Origin of the sequence: Sulfitobacter sp. HNIBRBA3233, assembly GCF_040149665.1 — a bacterium.
GTDB classification, from domain to species: domain Bacteria; phylum Pseudomonadota; class Alphaproteobacteria; order Rhodobacterales; family Rhodobacteraceae; genus Sulfitobacter; species Sulfitobacter marinivivus.
Map to the genome: position 1 here is coordinate 1,531,373 of NZ_JBEFLP010000001.1, position 18,846 is coordinate 1,550,218.

General features: G+C 64.2%; 15 protein-coding genes. 7 read left to right on the forward strand and 8 right to left on the reverse strand.

All coding sequences use genetic code 11. The features are described 5' to 3' along the window. The first annotated feature begins 31 nt into the window (after positions 1–31). Both ABMC89_RS07340 and ABMC89_RS07345 read left to right on the forward strand, forming a co-directional pair. Positions 32–478 carry a GNAT family N-acetyltransferase gene (locus ABMC89_RS07340; protein WP_349566700.1) on the forward strand — a complete coding sequence of 149 codons (447 nt, stop codon included), beginning with the start codon at positions 32–34 and terminating at the stop codon, positions 476–478. 93 nt (positions 479–571) lie between these two features. Beyond that, on the forward strand, positions 572–1,417 hold the full coding sequence (locus tag ABMC89_RS07345) for an NAD-dependent epimerase/dehydratase family protein (protein WP_349566702.1): 846 nt from the start codon (positions 572–574) through the stop codon (positions 1,415–1,417). A 94-nt stretch (positions 1,418–1,511) separates the two neighbouring features. Here the strand turns inward: ABMC89_RS07345 and ABMC89_RS07350 are convergent, their stop codons facing one another. The 3 genes from ABMC89_RS07350 to ABMC89_RS07360 all read right to left on the reverse strand — a co-directional run bounded on the left by ABMC89_RS07350 (position 1,512) and on the right by ABMC89_RS07360 (position 4,059). Next, entirely contained in the window at positions 1,512–1,985 is a 474-nt protein-coding gene (locus tag ABMC89_RS07350) for a MarR family winged helix-turn-helix transcriptional regulator (protein ID WP_349566704.1), read from the reverse strand. A 195-nt stretch (positions 1,986–2,180) separates the two neighbouring features. Next, positions 2,181–3,557, reverse strand: coding sequence for an ABC1 kinase family protein (locus tag ABMC89_RS07355; protein ID WP_349566706.1), 1,377 nt, complete (start codon positions 3,555–3,557; stop codon positions 2,181–2,183). Positions 3,558–3,594: 37 nt separating this feature from the next. Further along, complete coding sequence (locus tag ABMC89_RS07360; protein WP_349566708.1) at positions 3,595–4,059, reverse strand: CIA30 family protein; 465 nt, start codon at positions 4,057–4,059, stop codon at positions 3,595–3,597. 194 nt (positions 4,060–4,253) lie between these two features. On the opposite strand from ABMC89_RS07360, the gene ABMC89_RS07365 reads away from it, so the two are divergent. From ABMC89_RS07365 to ABMC89_RS07375, 3 genes are read left to right on the forward strand one after another with little or no spacing between them, the layout of a single operon-like run. Further along, positions 4,254–4,940, forward strand: a complete 687-nt coding sequence (locus ABMC89_RS07365; RefSeq protein WP_349566710.1) for an ABC transporter ATP-binding protein — start codon at positions 4,254–4,256, stop codon at positions 4,938–4,940. Beyond that, positions 4,937–7,336, forward strand: coding sequence for an ABC transporter permease (locus tag ABMC89_RS07370; protein ID WP_349566712.1), 2,400 nt, complete (start codon positions 4,937–4,939; stop codon positions 7,334–7,336). The genes ABMC89_RS07365 and ABMC89_RS07370 overlap by 4 nt, the downstream gene beginning before the upstream one ends. Then, positions 7,326–8,408 carry a lipocalin-like domain-containing protein gene (locus tag ABMC89_RS07375; RefSeq protein ID WP_349566714.1) on the forward strand — a complete coding sequence of 361 codons (1,083 nt, stop codon included), beginning with the start codon at positions 7,326–7,328 and terminating at the stop codon, positions 8,406–8,408. The genes ABMC89_RS07370 and ABMC89_RS07375 overlap by 11 nt, the downstream gene beginning before the upstream one ends. A gap of 8 nt (positions 8,409–8,416) precedes the next feature. Here ABMC89_RS07375 and ABMC89_RS07380 read toward each other — a convergent pair whose 3' ends face one another. Then, positions 8,417–9,952: an AMP-binding protein gene (locus ABMC89_RS07380; protein ID WP_349566716.1), complete on the reverse strand. Its 1,536-nt coding sequence runs from the start codon at positions 9,950–9,952 to the stop codon at positions 8,417–8,419. A 23-nt stretch (positions 9,953–9,975) separates the two neighbouring features. Beyond that, positions 9,976–10,746, reverse strand: coding sequence for an SDR family oxidoreductase (locus ABMC89_RS07385; protein WP_349566719.1), 771 nt, complete (start codon positions 10,744–10,746; stop codon positions 9,976–9,978). A gap of 160 nt (positions 10,747–10,906) precedes the next feature. On the opposite strand from ABMC89_RS07385, the gene ABMC89_RS07390 reads away from it, so the two are divergent. Together ABMC89_RS07390 and ABMC89_RS07395 are read left to right on the forward strand one after the other, a co-directional pair. Further along, positions 10,907–11,821, forward strand: a complete 915-nt coding sequence (locus tag ABMC89_RS07390; RefSeq protein WP_349566721.1) for an SMP-30/gluconolactonase/LRE family protein — start codon at positions 10,907–10,909, stop codon at positions 11,819–11,821. Between the two features lie 67 nt (positions 11,822–11,888). After that, positions 11,889–12,899 (forward strand): serine hydrolase domain-containing protein, encoded by a 1,011-nt coding sequence (locus ABMC89_RS07395; RefSeq protein WP_349566723.1) that lies wholly within the window; start codon positions 11,889–11,891, stop codon positions 12,897–12,899. Positions 12,900–12,955: 56 nt separating this feature from the next. Here the strand turns inward: ABMC89_RS07395 and ABMC89_RS07400 are convergent, their stop codons facing one another. The 3 genes from ABMC89_RS07400 to ABMC89_RS07410 form a co-directional block, all read right to left on the reverse strand. Then, the gene (locus tag ABMC89_RS07400; protein WP_349566725.1) at positions 12,956–15,373 is read right to left on the reverse strand and encodes a YbcC family protein; all 2,418 of its coding nucleotides are present in this window, start codon (positions 15,371–15,373) and stop codon (positions 12,956–12,958) included. 18 nt (positions 15,374–15,391) lie between these two features. Next, positions 15,392–16,897, reverse strand: a complete 1,506-nt coding sequence (locus ABMC89_RS07405) for a proton-conducting transporter transmembrane domain-containing protein (RefSeq protein ID WP_439655657.1) — start codon at positions 16,895–16,897, stop codon at positions 15,392–15,394. 797 nt (positions 16,898–17,694) lie between these two features. Continuing rightward, positions 17,695–18,804, reverse strand: a complete 1,110-nt coding sequence (locus tag ABMC89_RS07410) for a sugar-transfer associated ATP-grasp domain-containing protein (protein ID WP_349566728.1) — start codon at positions 18,802–18,804, stop codon at positions 17,695–17,697. Positions 18,805–18,846: the final 42 nt, after the last annotated feature.

An 18,846-nucleotide genomic window follows, 5' to 3' on the forward strand; every position in this document is an offset into this window, starting at 1 on the left:
CCGCGCGAAATACCACCAAAGGAACATTGCCATGACAGTGAAAACCCGCGCCGTCGCCGCCTCGGACCGGGCGGATTGGGACCGCCTCTATACCGGATACGCCGCCTTCTACGGCGTTGCGCAGGACGACGCGATGCGCGATCGCGTCTGGGGCTGGCTGCACGATCCCGACCACGAGGTGTCGGGCTTTGTGGCCGAAACCGCGACAGGCGACCTGATCGGATTGACCCACTACCGCCCATTCGCTTCACCGCTGCGCGCCATAACCAATTGCTTTCTCGATGATCTGTTCGTCGATCCAGCAGCGCGCGGGTCCGGCGCAGCAGAGGCGCTGATCCGCGCCGTCGAAGCCCAGGCGCGGAGCAAGGGCTGGGGTGTCGTCCGCTGGATCACCGCCGAGGACAACTATCGCGCGCGCGGCGTCTACGACCGGCTGGCAACCCGTACGCCATGGGTCACCTACGACATCAAGCTCTGATCTTGCACACCAGCGCCCGGCGCGTGAAAGTGCCCCCTGGCACTCCCGCGGTCGCTGCGACCGCGCATATTCTGAATTTCTGAAAGGCTCCCCATGAAAAAGCTAGGTAAAATCGTTCTCACCGGTGCGGCGGGCCGTCTCGGCTCCTACCTGCGCGAACCGCTTACAGCGCTTTGCGAGGAACTTGTTTCCACCGATATCAAGGACGATCCCGGCACGCTCTATCCCGGAGAACGCTACATGAAGGCGGATCTGGCCGACTTCGAAGCGATGGGACGTGTGATCGAAGGCGCCGAGATGGTGATCCACATGGGCGCTTTCGTCGACGAAGGACCGTTCGAGCAGTTGCTCGGGCCGAACTTTGTCGGCTCCTACAATGTCTGGGAAAACGCCCACCGCCACGGCGTGCGGCGCGTTGTCTATGCCTCGTCGATCCACGCGGTGGGCATGTATCCGAAGAATGAGTTCATCGGCACCGACGTGCCCCACCGCCCCGATACCTTCTACGGCCTCGCCAAATGCTTTACCGAGGATCTGGGTCGCATGTATTGGGAAAAGCGCGGGCTGGAGAGCGTCCACATGCGCATCCTCAGCTGCGCGCAGGTCAACAACGCCCGCGCATTGGGAAGCTGGCTGAGCTACGATGACCTGATCCAGCTTGTCACCCGCTGCATCGACACACCGGTCACGGGGTTTGCCATCATCTACGGCGTCAGCAACAACGACCGCGCGCCGGTGGACAACGCCAAGGCCGCGTTTATCGGGTACCGCCCGAAGGACAACGCCGAACAATTCGCCGCTGAGGTTCTGGCCAACGAGCCGCCGATGGATCCACAAGACCCCAGCCACATGTGCCATGGCGGGCCTTTTGCAGGTGTCGATCTGGGCAATTCGGGGCTGGCCAACATGAATGTGGTCGACGATACCAAGAAGTCCTGATCCGGGCGTGGGCACGCGTGCGCCGTCTGGCCTTGGTCACCGGCGCGCGCGAAACATCGCCCCTTCAAGCCGCCCCAACGGCAGGCCGGAAATGTCAGAGAGGGTCGCGGTGCTCGGACGCGGCGTCGATCTTGGACAGAACATCGAGGAAGGTTTCCAGATCCTCACCGGAGATGCCGTTCACAAGGTGCCGCTGGCGCCGCTGCACCAGTGGCAGAACCTCGGCGACCAGCGCCCGCCCTGCTTCGCCGATGCGCAGGATCTGCTGGCGACTGTCGACACGGTCCACCCTGCTGCGCACGAGCTCCCGGTCGACCAGCCCGCGGATCTTCCGGCTAAGCTGGCCCTTGTCCATCTGCAGCAGGCGCGCAAGCTGTGACATGGTGGTGTCGCCCATGGCATCCAGCAGCCGCAGCACACGCCAGTCCACCAGACTGATGTCGGACTGGGTTTTCAGATAATGGGTGATCTGGGCGTTCAGCTTGTTCTGGGTACGCGCAATCCGGAACGTCAGAAATGACGTGATGTGTTCGGCGACATCATTGGTGCCATCGTGATCTTCTATCATACCTGCCTCAAATCGAAGCGTTGACACGTCAACACCCTCATCAGGTCTAGCGCGAGTTGTGCCGCTCCTTCAACTTAAAGTTTAGCGGTCGTGATCAGAAATGCAAATAGACGAAATGAGCACCATCTAGAATTTTTTACCGCGTAGTCAAATTTCCGCTCATTGCGGCCCTAGGGCCGTGCGGAGAGCTTTGTTCTAGGGTCGGGAATTACCCTCTGCCGTTGGCGCTGAAGGCCCGTCGCGCGCATCGAGGTACGGCGCCAGCATCGCGGCAACCGGCAGACGAACACCCAGTCGCGCACCCAGCAGGAACATACCGCCAAGCTTGCGTTGCAGGAACAGGATTTCCCCGGGCAGGACCGGAGGAACAAAGCCATCCCGCGCCAGCGCTTCGCCTTCGCGTTGCAGGCTGCGCGACATCGTCGGGTCGGCGAAATCGAAACTGTCGGCGCGCAGGGCATCAAAGACGATCGCGATCATCCGCATGATCCGGGCACGGTGATCAGAAGCAGTATTTTCGTATATAAATCCGGCACTTATGGAAATGTCTTCAACTTGCCTCATGTCGCCGGCGAGCCCCGCCCGCAAGAGTGCGCGGTAAAGCTCTGATGTTGCGTCGGAAATCTCACGAACCGCACCGAAATCCAACAGGACGACACGGCCCTTGCCGGCCTCGATCCGGTAGTTCGCGAAATTAGGATCTGTCTGCATCAATCTGAAATCAAATAGTTCTTTCAAAGTGAGATCGAGAAGCTGCGCCATCACGCGGTGCCGCTGCTCGAGCCCTGCCTCTGCCAGTTCCTCTATCGGGCGGCTGGCAACGTAATCCATGGCGATGATCGTGCCCGTGCTCCAGTCGGGATGGCTTTCGGGAACGACAAATCCACCCTCGCCCGACAAAAGCGTGCGAAACCTCTCAAGGTATCGCGCCTCGCGCAGGTAGTCGGTTTCCTCGTGCAATTGCGCGGCTGCTTCGGCCAGATAGGGATCGAGCTTGATCCCCCTCGGCAAAAGGCCGGACATGCGGATCAGGGACCCCACATTTGCCACATCACTGTCGATGGACCGGGCCACACCGGGATACTGGACCTTAATCGCAAGATCACGCCCGTCTTTCAGCTGCGCACGGTGGACCTGCCCGATGCTGGCCGCGGCGATCGGACGCACGTCAAAGCGGTGAAAAGATCGCATCCATCTCGCGCCCCACGCCGTATCAAGCACTTTTCGCAGCTGTGCCGGCGGCATGAAATGCGCGTCATCGCGCAAGCGCGACATGATATCAGACAACTCCGGTGGCAGTATATCGCCCGTATCCATCGAGACCATCTGGCCGATCTTCATCGCAGCGCCGCGCATCTTGGCCAGCTGGTCCGCGATCCGCCCGATGTTGCCCGGCGTCATCAGCAGGCCGCGCCACGTCGGCCGCTGGCCCCTGCCCAGCTGCGCCGCGCCGCCCAGCGCCATATTGCCCGCCACACCGGCGGTCATCGCCCCAAGCCGGGACAGGCGCCCAAACCGCGTGGCTGGCACGGCAAGGCCCTTTTCGCGGCGGCTGTCGCGGGCGTCGCTCATGGTGCGACCGCCGTGGAGGTGGCGCGTGCATCGACCATCAGCGGTAGAACCCGATGTCGGACACCGCGATATCGGCCTGCATCTCGCGCCCGTAGGCCAGCACGCCGATGCGCCGCAATTGGGCAGGGTCGAACGACGCCTCTGTCTTGTTGGGCTCGAAACCGGCGAAGGGCAGACGAACCTCCGTCCAATCGGCGGGGGCGGTGAAAACCGCGCGAAAGCTTTGCCAAGGCCGGCTGAGCGCGGTCGTCCGCAGCCGCATTTCGTATTCCGCACCGTTTCCGTGCACCCAAAGGACAATGCCGGCATAGGCCGCTGCATCATGGTCGCCATCAAGGTCAAAGGCGATCTGGATGAAGCCGCCATCGTTCTCCAGCGACACGTCGCCTTGCAGATGCGCGGCGCGGCGCCCCGACACATCCTCGATGCGAAGCGCACCTTGCGATACGCCGCCCATTACGGCGTCTGCGACATACTCCCAATCCGGATCAAGCTTTCTCATCTTCCCCCCTGCGTCCAGCGGCGCGCCCGCCGACAAAACAGTGATTGCAATGGCCCATGACGCCAAGGCCGACAGTCGATTTCTCATGCAGGCCAAGCTAGCGGCGGGCGGGCGCATTGCCAGTCGGGTGCGACCAATCGGGCGCGGTGCGGAATTGCGCTGGCTTTCGCGGGCGCGTGCGATAGGTCAGCCCTATGAGTGCCCAATCCGATGCCCGCCCCCCTGCCCTTGTCGAGGTGCACGATCTGCACAAGTCCTTTCCGGGCGTCGATGGCCCCGTGCCGGTGCTGCGCGGCGTGAGCCTTGCGCTGTCGGCCGGAGAGACGCTCGCGCTCACGGGCGAGAGCGGGTCGGGCAAAAGCACGCTGATGCACCTGATCGGCGGTCTCGATACCGCGGACGCGGGCCGGATCACCATCGGCGGGGCCGACCTGACCGCGATGAACGATGCCGACCGTGCCCGCCTGCGCCGCGAAACCGTCGGTTTCGTCTTCCAGCAGTTCAACCTGATCCCGTCGCTGGACGTGGCCGCGAACATCGCCTTTCAGGCGCGGCTCGCGGGGCGCTACGATCCGGATGGCGCAAGGGATCTGGCGAAAACGCTGGGGCTGTCCGACCATCTGTCGAAATACCCCGAGCAGTTGTCGGGCGGCCAACAGCAGCGGGTCGCCATCGCCCGCGCGCTGGCATCGCGCCCGCGGGTGATCCTTGCGGACGAGCCGACAGGCAATCTGGATGCCGGCACGGCGGAGGATGTGATGAACCAGATGCTCGCACTGGTTGAACAGACCGGTGCGGCGCTGCTGATGGTGACCCATTCGGAAAACCTCGCCACGCGGATGGGCCGCCAGCTGCGTCTGGTGGCGGGGCGTCTGGCGTGACGGCGGCGGCGCTCGGCGCGCTCTGGTCGCACTGGCGGCGCAATCCGCTGCAATTGTTCACGCTGATCGCGGGGCTGGCGCTGGCGACTGCCCTGTGGTCGGGCGTGCAAGCGGTCAACACCGAAGCGCGCGCAAGCTACGATGCGGCTGCCGCCACCCTCGGCGAGGGGCAGTTCGACCAGCTTCTGGCGGCGGATGGCGGGTCCATTCCACAATCGACGTTCATTTCCTTGCGCCGTTCGGGATGGCTGGTGGGGCCCGTGACCGAAGGACAGGTCGGCCCGCCCGGTGCGCGCATCCGCCTCGTCGGGCTGGACCCGCTGACCGCGCCCGGCGGTCTGGGCCCCGTAGGCGGGGGCGACGATGTCGATCTGGCGGATTTTCTGGACAGCCGACCGGTTTTTGCGAATGCCGAAACCGCCGCAAAGCTGGAGGGGCTGCTGGACGCGCCTCTGAAGGTCGTGCCCGATATTGCCCCCGACACCGCGATCACCGACATCTTCGTCGCCCAGCGGCTGCTGGAAATGCCCGATACGCTCAGCCGGCTGATCGTCGCGCCGAACCAGCCGCTGGGACGTCCCGCGCTGTCGCAAGTCGCGCCGGAGCTGGTCCTGCGCCCCGCACAGGGGGGCAGCGATGTGGGCCGTCTGACCGACAGCTTCCACCTCAACCTGACGGCCTTCGGCTTGCTGAGCTTCGCGGTCGGGATCTTCATCGTGCACGGCGCGATCGGCCTGGCCTTTGAACAAAGGCGCGGCATGGTGCGGACGCTGCGCGCGCTCGGGATGCCGCTACGGCGCCTGATCCTGCTGATGGCGACCGAACTGCTGGTTCTGGCGGTCGCGGGCGGAACGGTCGGAGTGTTGCTGGGCTATGTCATCGCCGCAACGCTTCTGCCCGACGTGGCCGCAACGCTCGAAGGGCTTTACGGCGCGCGGGTGTCGGGCACCTTGCAACTGCGGCCCGCGTGGTGGCTGTCGGGGCTGGCAATCGCCGTGCTCGGGACTGCGGCGGCGTCGGCTGGCGCGCTTTTGGGGATTGCGCGCATGCCGCTGCTGGCGAGTGCGCGTCCGCGTGCCTGGGCGGTGGCCCGTGGCGGCGCACGGCGCATGCAGATCGCGGCAGCGGCACTCCTGCTGCTCGGCGCTGCGGTCCTTGCAGCCTTCGGCGAGGGGCTGCTGATGGGATTTGGCCTGCTCGCCTGTCTGCTGATCGGCGCGGCCCTTGCCCTGCCGCCTGTCCTTGACGCGCTTCTGGCCGCGGCGGCGCGCCCTGCAAAGGGGGTCGTGGCGCAGTGGTTCTGGGCCGATACGCGCCAGCAGGTGCCGGGCCTCAGCCTTGCGTTGATGGCGCTGCTGCTCGCGATGGCGGCGAATGTCGGTGTTTCGACGATGGTGTCCAGTTTCCGTCTGACTTTCGTGGGATTTCTCGATCAGCGGCTGGCATCCGAGCTTTATGTCAACACCACGGACGCCGCCGAGGCACAGGCCCTGCAAGCCTTTGTCGCGCCGCGCACCCGCGAGGTATTGCCGCTGCTGTCAGCGGATACGGAACTGGCCGGGATGCCGGCCGAGCTTTATGGCGCGCGGATCGGGGCCACGTACCGCGAGAACTGGGCGCTTCTGGCGAAGGCGCCCGATGTCTGGTCGCGCGTGGCGCAGGGACAGGCGGTTCTGGTGAACGAGCAGCTCGCCCGGCGGGCAGGTCTGTGGGTGGGGGACACGTTGGCCCTGGGGGGCGGCACGGTCTTGCCGATTGCGGGTGTTTTCGGCGATTACGGCAATCCCATCGGTCAGGCGATCGTGGGCGAAGACCTGTTCCGCAGCCTGCGCCCCGAGGTGACGGCCCTGCGGTTCGGGCTGCGCACGGACACGCCCGAAGACCTGCGCGCCGCGCTGACGGCGGACCTCGGCCTTCCGGCCTCCGCGATCACCGATCAGGCACAGATCAAGGCCTTCTCGCTCGACGTGTTCGAGCGTACCTTCACCGCTACCGGCGCGCTGAACGTGCTGACGCTGGCGGTCGCGGGGTTTGCGATATTCATGAGCCTTCTGACACTTGCCGCCCTGCGGGTGCCGCAGCTGGCCCCTGCCTGGGCGCTGGGTCTGACACGGCGGACGCTCGGGCGGCTGGAACTGGTCAGGGCGGTGGTTCTGGCGGTGCTGACAACACTCTGCGCCCTGCCCCTCGGGCTGGCGCTGGCGTGGGTGCTGCTGGCCATCGTCAATGTCGAAGCCTTCGGCTGGCGGTTGCCGATGTTCCTGTTTCCCTCCGACTACCTCAAGCTCGCGGGCTTTGCACTTGTCGCGGCACTGCTCGCCGCCGCTTTGCCCGCACGGCGCATGGCCCGCACCCCACCCTCGGATTTGTTGAAGGTCTTTGCCAATGAACGCTGATCCCGCACGAAGGCTCCTCGCTGGTCTGCGACCGCTCCTCGCGGCGGTGCTGGCCCTCGTGGTGTGCAGCGGCACCGCTGTGGCACAGGGGTTCGCCGGATTGGGCAGTGATGCGGACGGATTTGCCATCCCCGCCCCCGATCCCTCCTTTGCGTTTCCGGCCGATCACGGCCCGCATCCCGACTACCGGATCGAATGGTGGTACCTGACCGCGAATATGACCGGTCCCGACGGCACCGCCTACGGGCTTCAGTGGACGCTGTTCCGATCCGCCATCGCGCCCGTCGCGACCGACGGCTGGGACAGCCCGCAGGTCTGGTTAGGCCATGCCGCTGTCACCACGCCCGACGACCACTTTGCCGCCGAACGATTTGCCCGTGGTGGCATCGGACAGGCGGGCGTGCGCGCCGAGCCCTTCGAGGCGTGGATCGACGAATGGCAGATGAGCGGACCGAGTTTCGACAACCTGCGCCTGCGTGCGGCGGGCGATGTCTTTGCCTACGATGTCGCGCTTTCCGCGCAAGGCCCGCTGGTTTTCCACGGCGACGGGGGATATTCGGTCAAGTCCGCGCAGGGACAGGCCAGCTATTACTATTCGCAGCCGTTCTTCGACCTCGAAGGCACGCTCACCCTGCCCGGCGGAGAGATCGCCGTGACCGGCACTGCATGGCTTGACCGCGAGTGGTCCTCGCAGCCGCTGGCCGCAAACCAGACCGGGTGGGACTGGTTTTCGCTGTCCTTCGACGGGGGCGAGAAACTGATGGGCTTCCGGCTGCGCGAGGCGGCGGGCGGGTCCTTTACTTCGGGCACATGGATCGCCGCCGATGGCAGCACGAGTGCCCTGCCCGACGGCGCGTTCACCGCAGAGCCGCTGGCCGAGACCGATGTGGCAGGGCGCACCGTGCCGACGCGCTGGCGGGTGACGGTGCCCGACCGTGCGCTGGACGTGACGGTTGACGCGGTGAACCCGCGCGCCTTCATGGATGTTTCGGTCCCCTACTGGGAGGGACCGGTCAGCGTCAGCGGCTCGCACGCGGGCCGCGGATACCTCGAGATGACAGGCTACGAGTAGCGACCTGCTCAGATCCGGCGGTCCACCCCTTCCCAATAGGGCGCGCGCAGACGGGGTTTGAAGATCTTGCCACTGTCCTCGCGCGGCAACCGATCGTGAAAGTCGATGGTGCGCGGCATCTTGAACCGCGCCAGCTTGCCTTCGAGGAACGCCATCACCTCCTGCGCATCGGGCTTCCAGCCATCGGCAGGCTCCACCGCCGCGACGATACGTTCGCCGAATTCCGGATCGGGCGCGCCAAAGACAGCCACATCGCGGATGAAAGACGCGCGCATCAGCACCGCCTCGATCTCGGCCGGGAAGATGTTGGCACCGCCCGAGATGATCATGTCTTTCTTGCGGTCCGTGATGAAAAGATAGCCCTCCGCATCAAGCCAGCCCAGATCGCCGACCGAGAAATGGCCGTGCTTCTCCGCGTTCCGGCGGCTTTCGGGGTCGTTGGAATAGTCAAACCCGCCGAACACATCCATGCGCGCGTAGATCTCGCCCACCTCGCCGGGGGGCAGCGGGGTGCCGGCCTCGTCCAGAATCATGATGGTGCCGCCCATCTGCATTCGGCCCGCAGTTCCGGGGCGTGCCAGCGCCTCCTGCGATGACACCATGGTCATGAAGCCGATCTCGCTTGCGCCATAGCTTTCCCAGAACACCGGCCCCCACCAGTCGATCATCGCGACCTTCAGGTCGTGGGGCCATGGCGATCCGGTCGAGACGCAGAATTCGACCGACGACAGATCGTAGCGGGCCCTGACCTCTTCCGGCAGCTTGAGCATCCGGCTCATCATCGTGGGGACAAGATAGATATGGGTGATCCGCTCCGCCTCGATGGTGGCAAGAAAGGCTTCGGGCTCGAATTTGGGAGCGACGATTACCGACACGCCCTCCGACACAAGCGCCGCGCTGGTGAGCGTGGAGGGAGCCGAGTGATAGATCGGTGCTGCCGTGAAAAACCGTGATCCGCTTTTCAGCCGCATCATCTCGTGTCCGACGCGGGCCAGCACCGCCTCGAAATCGCGGCGCGGGCCGGTGGCGGTGCGGCGCACCCCTTTCGGCATACCCGTCGATCCGGAGGTATAGCGCATCAGCGGGCGCATCATCTCGCGCGCGGCAATGGGCGACGTCGCCTCCACCAGATCGTGCCATTCGGGATACTCGGGACAGGCACCGGCAGCCGCCGCATCTATTCCGTAAGCGGTGCAAAGTGCCTTGCCCGGTGTGACCGCGATCACCTGCCGCCCTTCCAGCGCCGGGCGCAGATCCGCGATCAGGTCGCGGTGGATGATGACGTGGCGCGCGCCGCTGTCCTCGCAGATCGCGGCAACCTCGTCTGCCGCGCCATGCCAGTTCAGCGCCACGATCACGGTGCCCGCCTGCGCCGCCGCGCGCATGATCTCGAGCTGAGCCAGATCGTTGCGCAGGATCAGCGCCACGGGCACATCCGCACCGGCCCCCGCCGCGACCAGCGCCTGCGCACCTCGCGCGGCCCGCGCCTCAAGCTCGGCGCGGGGCACACAGGTGTCGAAATCGGCGACGGTGGGTTGCGTCATCTCCCCTGCCCCCGCCTGCGCGGTCAGAGCTTCATCCCGCCCAGTTCCGCCACGCCGACGAAACTGCGGTTCCACGTCGGGCTGATGAGAACCTCGTTCACACAGACATGCGGAGGGGCCTCGGCGATGTAGCGGACCATGGCACCCAGATCCTCTGCCTTGAGCATCTTGGCCATATCTTCCGCAGAGGGAGGCTTGGGGCGCGATTTCATGATCGGTGTCGCGACCTCTCCGGGCATCAGCGCCGTGCAGCGGATACCGTTCACGCCTTCGTCCTGGTTGATCGAATGGCTGAGCGCCACCACCGCGTGTTTCGACGCGCTATAGGCCGGGCCTGTCAGACGCGAGGGGTGCCGCCCGGCCCAGGAGGATGTCAGGATCAGCGTCCCCTCGCCCTTGTCGCGCATCTGGGGAAGCACCGCGAGGATGCCGTTCATCACCCCGTTGAGGTTGATGTCCACCACCTTGGCGAAATCGGGGGCCGTAATCTTGCCCACCGCGCGGTTCGGCACGTTGATGCCCGCGTTTGCCATGAAGATATCGACGCCCCCGTGGCGGGCCAGCAGATCGTCGGCAATCGCCTGCGTCGCCTCGGCGTCCACCACGTCGAGCTGCGCGGTTTCGGCCTTGCCGCCCGCCTCGGCGATCTCGGCCGCGACCCGGTCGAGCTCTTCCTGCCGGCGTCCCGACAGCACCACAAGCGCGCCACTGGCGGCGAGCGCCTTGGCCGATGCTTCGCCGATACCGCCACCGGCCCCCGTAACCCAAGCCGTTTTTCCTGTCAGCGCTCCCATGTCGTCCTCCCGATCTGTCTGCGATGTCCTGGCCAAGAAACTCATAGAATTCGCGGGGCGTCCACCCAATTGCGTGCCGGCGGGATGCCGGTGGCTGTTGCCATGTGCGCGGCGGTCGCCCTTAATGCGTGCAAACACAAATGTTTCGGGAGGAAACGGGATGGAACTGAAAAAGATTTGCGACGGTCTGGATTTCCCCGAGGGGCCCATCGCGATGGCGGACGGGACTGTCATTCTGGTCGAGATCCGGCGTGGGACGCTGTCGCGCGTGCATCCCGACGGTCGGATCGACGTCGTGGCCGAGCTTGGCGGCGGTCCGAACGGGGCCGCAGTCGGCCCTGACGGGATGATCTATGTCTGCAACAACGGCGGTTTCGTCTGGACCAAGGGCGAACCGATCCGCCGCCCCATCGGCACGCCCGAAGATTACATTAGCGGGTCCATCCAGCGGGTCGATCCCGACACCGGCATCTTCGAGACGATCTATGACAGCTGCGACGGACAGCCCCTGCGCGGACCGAACGATATCGTTTTCGACACCGAAGGCGGTTTCTATTTCACCGATTTGGGCAAATCCAATCCCGAATACATGCACCACGGCGCGTTCTACTACGCCAAGACCGACGGCAGCAGCATCCGGCGCGTCCATGCACCGATGATCACGCCCAACGGGATCGGTCTGTCGCCGGACGGCCGGTCTGTCTATGTCGCGGAGACCCGCACGTCGCGGGTCTGGAGCTTTGACATCATCCGCCCCGGAGAGATCGCGCCGGTGCGGTTCGACATGCCGGGCCGGTTGGTGACGACATTGCCCAACTACCAGTTGCTCGACAGCCTCGCGGTGCAGGAAGACGGCCATATCTGTGTCGCCACATTGATGCGCGGCGGCATCAGCGTGGTGCCGCCGGAGGGGGGCGAGGTCAGCTTTGTCGAAGTGCCGGGCGATCCCTACATCACCAACATATGCTTTGGCGGCGACGATATGCGTGACGCCTGGATCACCGCGTCCGGGACGGGGTGCCTGTATCACATGCGCTGGCCCACGCCGGGGCTGAAGCTGAATTTCAACGGCTGAGCCCGCGAGGGCTTTTCCGCCGGGCGCTCGGGCCTATCTCTTGGGCATGATCAAGCAGAAAGCCCGCATGCCAGTATTCAGCCGCCGACATTTCATCGTCTCCGCAGCCGCCTGTGCGGCCGTGCCTGCCAGAGCGCAGCAAACCTCCTGGGACGCTGTCGCCAGCCAGGCGTCGGGATACGATCAATGCCACGCGATCCTGATCCATCAGGACGGGCAAGAGGTGCTGTCACGGGTTTTCAAAGGCCCCGCGTTGGGCCGGTCGGTGCCCGTGAAATCGGTATCGAAAACCATCGTGGCTGCCCTGACGGGGGCGGCGCTGGATCGCGGCGAAATCCCTACCCTCTCAGCCCGCCTTGGCGATCTGGCGCCGGGGCTGATCCCCGAGGGCTCGGACCCGCGTGTTGCGGACATCACAGTCGAAAACCTCGTGACCATGCAGGCCGGTCTGGAGCGTACCTCGGGCGCGAACTACGGCGAATGGGTCAGCAGCGGCAACTGGGTCGCCAACGCGCTGTCGCGCCCGTTCGTCGCTGATCCGGGGGGCAGGATGCTCTATTCGACGGGGTCCTTCCATATTCTAGGGGCGGTCCTGTCCGAAGTCTCGGGGCAGAGCCTGCTGAGCCTTGCAAGGCAGCGTCTGGGCGCGCCGCTGGACATCGACATCCCGCCGTGGACCCGCGACCCGCAGGGGCGGTATCTGGGCGGCAACGAAATGGCGCTGAGCCTGCCCGCCATGATCCGTTTCGGCGAACTCTACCGGCTGGGCGGGGTCGAGGACGCCGCACAGGTGCTGTCGCGCGACTGGGTCGATGCCTCGCTCGAGCCGCGCACGCGCTCGCCTTTCTCCGGCCTCCAATACGGATACGGCTGGTTTCTGGGCCGCGCGGGCGGCAACCGCTATGCCCTTGCACGCGGCTACGGCGGGCAGATCATCTGTGTCGTGCCGGATCTGGCCCTGACGGTCGCGATCACCTCGGACCCGCTGCGCCCGGCGCGCAGTGGCGGGTATTTCGGCGACCTGATGGCGCTGATCGAAGACACCCTTCTGCCCGTCGCGCGGCGCGAGCTGGGCTAGAAGACCACGAAAAGGGCCCGCGGTGCCGTGGCACCGGGGCCCCTTTGGGTCGCGGTTCAGACGACCTCTTTGAGGTGCGGCACATCCGCTTTCGGCGTGGCGGTGTCGACGGCTTCCCACTCCAGACCTCCGGTATACCGCCACGCCATCTGGCCTGCGTCATCCAGCGCGAAAAGATGCAGCCAGCGGTTGTCGAAGAGCGCCCGCACCCCTTCGTGGCGGCGCAGGATGTCTGTCATCGCCTCGCGCGGCGCCTCGATGCAAACCGAAAGGCGCAGCGGCTCGTGGGCGTAATCCTCTCCGTCGTGGACCGACTGCCATGGCAGACCCGCACGCAGCAGCCCGCCGTTGCCTTCGATCACGCCGATCCCGCCCGTGACGTTGTGCAATAGCTTGTTCCCGCCACCGAAAACCGATGGCGCCACGGTCGAGCCGTAGTATTGCAGGCTGATCCAGCTTGCGACGACGACCGGTGCGGTAAGGATCAGTTCCAGCACGCCAAAGCCGCTGTCGGCCCGCCAGTCGTAATTGTGCAGGAACGCGCGGCCTTCCAGACTGCGCCCTGCGGTCCGCGAGCGCGGGGCCGCGATGAACGCCTTGCAGCCCGCAAGCGCCCATTCGGGGCGCACCTCGGCCCAATCGCGCGAACGCTGGGCCACATCGCCGCCACCTTCCGCCCGTGGCAGCCGCAGGGCGCGCTCTGCGCGCGTGACCTGACCGGCGGCCTCCAGCCACGATTTCACCTGCCGCAGGTCCGACTGGTGAGCGGAGGCATCCGTATCCTTGTCGTAGATTTTCACGGCATCGGTCGTGGTATCGTGCAGCGCGGCTAGAAACACCGTGTCCTCGGGCACCGTGATCCCCCGTGATGGCAGTGCGGCACGCACCTCCCTGTCGTTCAGAACCTGCGCCAGTATCCGCGCGTTGACCTCGCCGGAGTATCCGCCACAGGCCCCGCAGTGCAGCGCCGACGCGTGGGGGTTGTTCGTCACATTCGCCCCGTGTCCCGCCAGCATCACCACGCGCGCGAAATTCTCGGTCAGCGACATCGCGCGCAGAACCGTCTCGGCAGCCGTGATCCGCGCGTCCAGATCGAGCGCCGGGTCGAGCTGCGGCGCGGGACCGTCGGGCAGGCTCGCATGCTCCATCCCCAGACCGTCACGCACCAGCTTGCCCGCGTAGATCGGGCCCATCGCCTCCACAAAGGCGAATGACGACACCGCCGCCATCTTGAACCGGCCCCACGCCCGGGTGGCGCGCGCGGCAAAGCGGTAGGTCAGATCCTCGTCCGCCTGTTCTTCGCCACCGGACCGGCTGCTGACCGAAGGGTTCAGCAAGACCGGCAAGCGCAACTCGTCGACATCAGAGCCGAACCCGCGATGCTTGGTCCCGATACCGAAAAAGCCCGCGAAACCGATCGTCTCGATCGCCGGATCGACGGCTTCCAATGCGCGGCGGAAGACTTCGGACCGCACATCGATACAAAAGGCCGCCTGCAATGCGGGCCTCTGCGCGCGCGCGGCAGGCGCCTCGGATGCAAAGAGCGCAGCAAGATCGCGCTGGCCCGCCCGCTCTGCCGCTTCTTGCAGGATCTCGTCCACGATCAGGTCGGGCGAGACTGTAAGCTCTTGTGCGTGCGCCGCACAGGTGCGGGCCCATTCATCGGCGACTTCGTCCTCGTACTGGATGAAAAGCGCCTCTTCCCACGTCAGCCGGATCGCAAGGATCTCGGCCATGATCGGATCGGTGCCGCCCGCCAGTTCGGCTTGCCACAGCCGGTAGCGCGCGAATTGCGCCCATCCGCCCAGCGTCATCAGCAACTGGTGGAAATAGGTCTCAAGCATCGCTTCGCTCAGCCCCAGCCTGGCGGCGGCCCGCGCGATGGCGCCTTCGGCTGTCTCGGGCGCATCAAAAGCGTGTGCGGCGAAGCCGCGAAGCCCCTGTATCTCGGGCGTCAGATCGTGCGAGGCGACGGCGCGCCACTCGTTCCAGGGCCCCCGCCTGCGGGGTGCGGCCCACAGGGCCTGACCCGCGTCGAAATAGGAGGCAGACCATGCCCCCAGCCGCTCCGCGATCAAAGCCGGCCAGTCGAGCCGCGAGGCATCGGCGGCAAGGTCGGCCACCGTGGGCAGAGGTTTGGGCGTGCGCACCGCTGTTTGCGCGGCCTTTTTCAGCGCATCCAGATCGACGGGGCGCGCCCCTGCCGGTGCCGCCGCAAGTGCCGCGGCCAGATCGTCGTCCGTGATCCGGCCATCGGCGATTCGCGCCTGATACCAGTCGCGCGGCATCGCCACGGGGACACCCGCCACCCGTGCAAGACGCGCACCCGTTGTGGCAAGCGTCTCGCCCGTCTGGCCGAGGAAGGGGTTCACCGCGACCGAGGAGGCCAGCGGCCAGACCGGCGGTATCGCCCGGCCCGCAGCATCGGCCGCATGCATCAGGTCTGCGGAAGGAAGTGCATTTTCGCGTGTCATGTCAGTCACTTTCATGTCTCAGATTTTCCGCCGCAGGGTCCAGCCCCCGAGCACGCGGTCAAAGATCGCATTGGCATAAAGCCCGTTCGAGAGATGGACGCGCAGCCCCGCCGCCGCCGGGTGATAGGCCCACAAAGGAAACATCGCCTGCGCCACGGCGACCGCGCCGAAGCTGATGACGGCCAGCACCATCAGCGCCCACTCCAGCGGTCCGGGCACGGGCGTCTCGGGCAAGGTGCCCGACAGCAGCCATTCGGAGCCGCGCTGGAGCGCAAAATACGCCACTGACGCCGCCACCGACATCAGCGCCGTGCGCCGTGTCAGAGCCGCGGGAGCCCGGTCCGCCAGACCTTGCGCAAGCAGATAGGCGACACCGAAGATCAGGATCGCGCCCAGCGCCACGGCCTGCGGCGACTTGCCCTCGAACCCGAAGCCCAGCCCGACAAACCCGTAGATCGCCAGCGCCGCGACAAAGGCTTTGAGCACCGCAGCCCCGTTGGGGATCGCGACCGGTCCGGGCCGCCGGATCGCCGCGACACCTTCAACCGCCTGCCCCGCCGCAAGAAACGCATGCGCCTTGTAGAGCGAGTGCGCGACGATGTGCAAAAGCGCGAGCGGGAAAAGCGCAAGACCGCATTGCAGGATCATGAACCCCATCTGCGCGACCGTAGACCACGCAAGCGATGTCTTGACCGCGGGCTGTGTCAGCATGACCAGACCGCCGAACAGCGCCGAGAACCCGCCAATCGCCACAAGGATCGCCAGCACACCGGGGGCCAGCAACATGACATCCGCGAAACGGATCAACAGGAACCCGCCCGCGTTGATCACCCCCGCGTGCAGCAGTGCCGACACGGGCGTCGGCGTTTCCATCACCTCGGTCAGCCACCCGTGCATCGGGAATTGCGCGGATTTCAGCAGCGCTGCCACGGCCAGGAAAACGGTCGCCCAGATCGTCGTATCCGGCACAACGCCCGCGCGCGCCGCTTGCAGGATTTCGGCGATGTCGCCGGTGCCAAAGCCGAGCTGCATGAGAACCGCAGCCGTCACCACAGCCAGATCGCCCAGCCGCGCCGAAATCCACTTCTTGCGCGCCGCGCGCAGGGCCGGCACCCGGTCGGGATAGAAAAGCAGGAGCCGTTGCAGGAAGGCTCCAGTCGCGAACCATGCCAGCACGAAAAGCCACAGCGTGCCCGCCGTCACCAAGAGCATCACCGAGGCCAGCGTCGCACAGAGCCATCCGGTAAACGCACCCTGCCGGTCTTCGCCGTCCATGTAGGTGACCGAATAGCGCAGCACGATCCAGCCGACAAAGGACACCAGCAGCAACATGATCGCACTTACCGCGTCGAGCCTGAGCGTCAGACCGAAAAGCGCGGCCGACGCCGGTCCGGCGAAGAGCAGCACCAGGCCCGACAACACGGCGACACCAAAGGCCGCGAACGCCGCGTATTCAGCCATCCTGGGCGCGGAGCCCGGACGACGCCCGGGCGTGGTGAAAGCAAAAGCCATGGCGGCAATCATGATTGCCGGGGCCAGAAGGGAGATCGGAAAAAAGTCCAAGGCGGGCGCCTCCTCTGCTCGAATGCACAATGTGCCGCTGAGGTAGAGTGTGGACCGAAAATAGAAAAATAGAAATATCAGAGAAATTCATTCTATTTTTCAGAACGGTTCCCCAGCATCTCTTGCGCCCGCCCGCGGGCAGCCACGCCACTCATCAATCCGGACGAAGAACACCTCGCGCGTGCATCTGCCAGATGCCGCTAACGGGTCCTGTCTGTACTGGAAAGAGATTGCCGGCCGGCACGTAAAGCACCACGTACTAGGCTGTTCGGATGCGGGCCAAAGCCTCGCAAAAACAGCGTTTTAAGAAAAATGGCGGAGACGAAGGGACACTCGGACAATGATGATCAAGCCCTTGAAACCCCTAAAAACATGAGCCTTAGGGGCGCAAGCGTGTGTGGTAATGGCGAAGTATATCGAAAAAAGAAGGCGCGTCTGGTACGCAAAGCTCGAAATCCCCGAGGCTTGGAACAGATGCGCAGCATTTTGGCAAAACCGAGGTCCGCAAAGAGAACAAAGCTGCCGTTGAGCAGAAATTGCATTAGTTGAGCGCCAACGCACAGGTCGTAAAGTTATACGCTGCAGATATTTCAGGTGCCTTCATCTGTGAATTTCACATGTCTTCATCGATGTCGCTCGCGAAAACGAAATTCCCCCAGCGTTTATAGTGTAGCTCAATAAAACTGTCTGCTTGAGTTATCTCAGAAGCAATTCTGGGGCCTGGCATCCGATGGTTTCGTTGTTCGGCGTCTTCCGCTCTATATTTTGGCGCCGCACTCGCGGAAGAAAGCGAGCATCTCGTCGCTCAGCAATCCTTTTCCTGTGGCCATTTGCATTAACTCAAAGGCACAACTGTTGTTTACCTCAACCACAACTGGTCCATCTTCGGTCAATGCAATATCGGTTGAGCCATACTTGTTTGCCCCATGGAGAAGTGCAACTTTTTCATTCAGCGCCTTAAGTTCAGACCACATGGGAAGTTGTTCACCGATCAGCTTGCGCGCAGAGTTTGGCAGGCTGTCATATTCAACACGGGTCCCGTCCTGCGTGTCTACAATCGTCAGGATCGTTCCGGTCTCAGGGTCCAGATGACACAGCAGGTTTCCAGGCCGCCAGAAGTTATCGGCCACGTTGCTCTGCATCGGAATCTTCAGCGCCGCGAAGGGAACACTCAATCCATCCTTTCCGATGAGGTTTAGCAATCGCACGGTGCCAATTGCATCTGTGAGGCCATCAAAAAAGCTGTGCGGGATCAGGCACTTTTGGATAATGTAGCTCTGATCACTAAAGAAATTTTCTGCCAATTCCTTGAAAGTGACGGGGGCCTGACCCTCAATTAGAACATGGGAACTGGTACAGCCATTTATGCGGAAGGCGCCGGCGCTCCACATGCCCGTCATCGGCTTAGCGAAAAAAGGAAAGGCTGGTCCTGCATCAAAAAATGATTTGAGGTCTTCCGCAGTTTCCAACTTCGGCACATCAGGAAAGCTACGTGGCCCCTGGTCGAAAACAGCGGCGATTGCAGGAACGGGCAGATCGTGTTGGCTCAAAAAGCTTGAGGACAACCATTTGTCTTCTGTGACTGCCCACCAACTTGTATCATTGCAGGCATTGACGATCGGCCAGTGGATATGTGCTGAAACAAACCGGTTCCGCTCCTCGTCGCTCCAGCGCTTTCTGTCATAGAGTTCATAAAGCATGTATTCGTAGAACCGGAGTTTACCCTGTCCCCGTCTCAACTTTCGATAGTCAAACCAGATGGATACCGGATTTTTTCCACTCCGGCGAGCCGCTTTGACGAGAGCCGGAGCAACTTCGATCTGCCGCTTGCTTCCGATCATGTCGATATCTTTTGCCTGTGCAGTCATGTCCATCTCGTGCCTCTAAATTTTTCTATTTGTAGAAGTTGG

What these genes read in the sequence shown, in the direction of transcription:
- ABMC89_RS07340 (WP_349566700.1), top strand. Translation starts at nt 32, where the DNA reads ATGACAGTGAAAACCCGCGCCGTCGCCGCCTCGGACCGGGCGGATTGG.
- ABMC89_RS07345 (WP_349566702.1), top strand. Translation starts at nt 572, where the DNA reads ATGAAAAAGCTAGGTAAAATCGTTCTCACCGGTGCGGCGGGCCGTCTC.
- ABMC89_RS07350 (WP_349566704.1), bottom strand. Translation starts at nt 1,985, where the DNA reads ATGATAGAAGATCACGATGGCACCAATGATGTCGCCGAACACATCACG.
- ABMC89_RS07355 (WP_349566706.1), bottom strand. Translation starts at nt 3,557, where the DNA reads ATGAGCGACGCCCGCGACAGCCGCCGCGAAAAGGGCCTTGCCGTGCCA.
- ABMC89_RS07360 (WP_349566708.1), bottom strand. Translation starts at nt 4,059, where the DNA reads ATGAGAAAGCTTGATCCGGATTGGGAGTATGTCGCAGACGCCGTAATG.
- ABMC89_RS07365 (WP_349566710.1), top strand. Translation starts at nt 4,254, where the DNA reads ATGAGTGCCCAATCCGATGCCCGCCCCCCTGCCCTTGTCGAGGTGCAC.
- ABMC89_RS07375 (WP_349566714.1), top strand. Translation starts at nt 7,326, where the DNA reads ATGAACGCTGATCCCGCACGAAGGCTCCTCGCTGGTCTGCGACCGCTC.
- ABMC89_RS07380 (WP_349566716.1), bottom strand. Translation starts at nt 9,952, where the DNA reads ATGACGCAACCCACCGTCGCCGATTTCGACACCTGTGTGCCCCGCGCC.
- ABMC89_RS07385 (WP_349566719.1), bottom strand. Translation starts at nt 10,746, where the DNA reads ATGGGAGCGCTGACAGGAAAAACGGCTTGGGTTACGGGGGCCGGTGGC.
- ABMC89_RS07390 (WP_349566721.1), top strand. Translation starts at nt 10,907, where the DNA reads ATGGAACTGAAAAAGATTTGCGACGGTCTGGATTTCCCCGAGGGGCCC.
- ABMC89_RS07395 (WP_349566723.1), top strand. Translation starts at nt 11,889, where the DNA reads ATGCCAGTATTCAGCCGCCGACATTTCATCGTCTCCGCAGCCGCCTGT.
- ABMC89_RS07400 (WP_349566725.1), bottom strand. Translation starts at nt 15,373, where the DNA reads ATGACACGCGAAAATGCACTTCCTTCCGCAGACCTGATGCATGCGGCC.
- ABMC89_RS07405 (WP_439655657.1), bottom strand. Translation starts at nt 16,897, where the DNA reads ATGATTGCCGCCATGGCTTTTGCTTTCACCACGCCCGGGCGTCGTCCG.
- ABMC89_RS07410 (WP_349566728.1), bottom strand. Translation starts at nt 18,804, where the DNA reads ATGACTGCACAGGCAAAAGATATCGACATGATCGGAAGCAAGCGGCAG.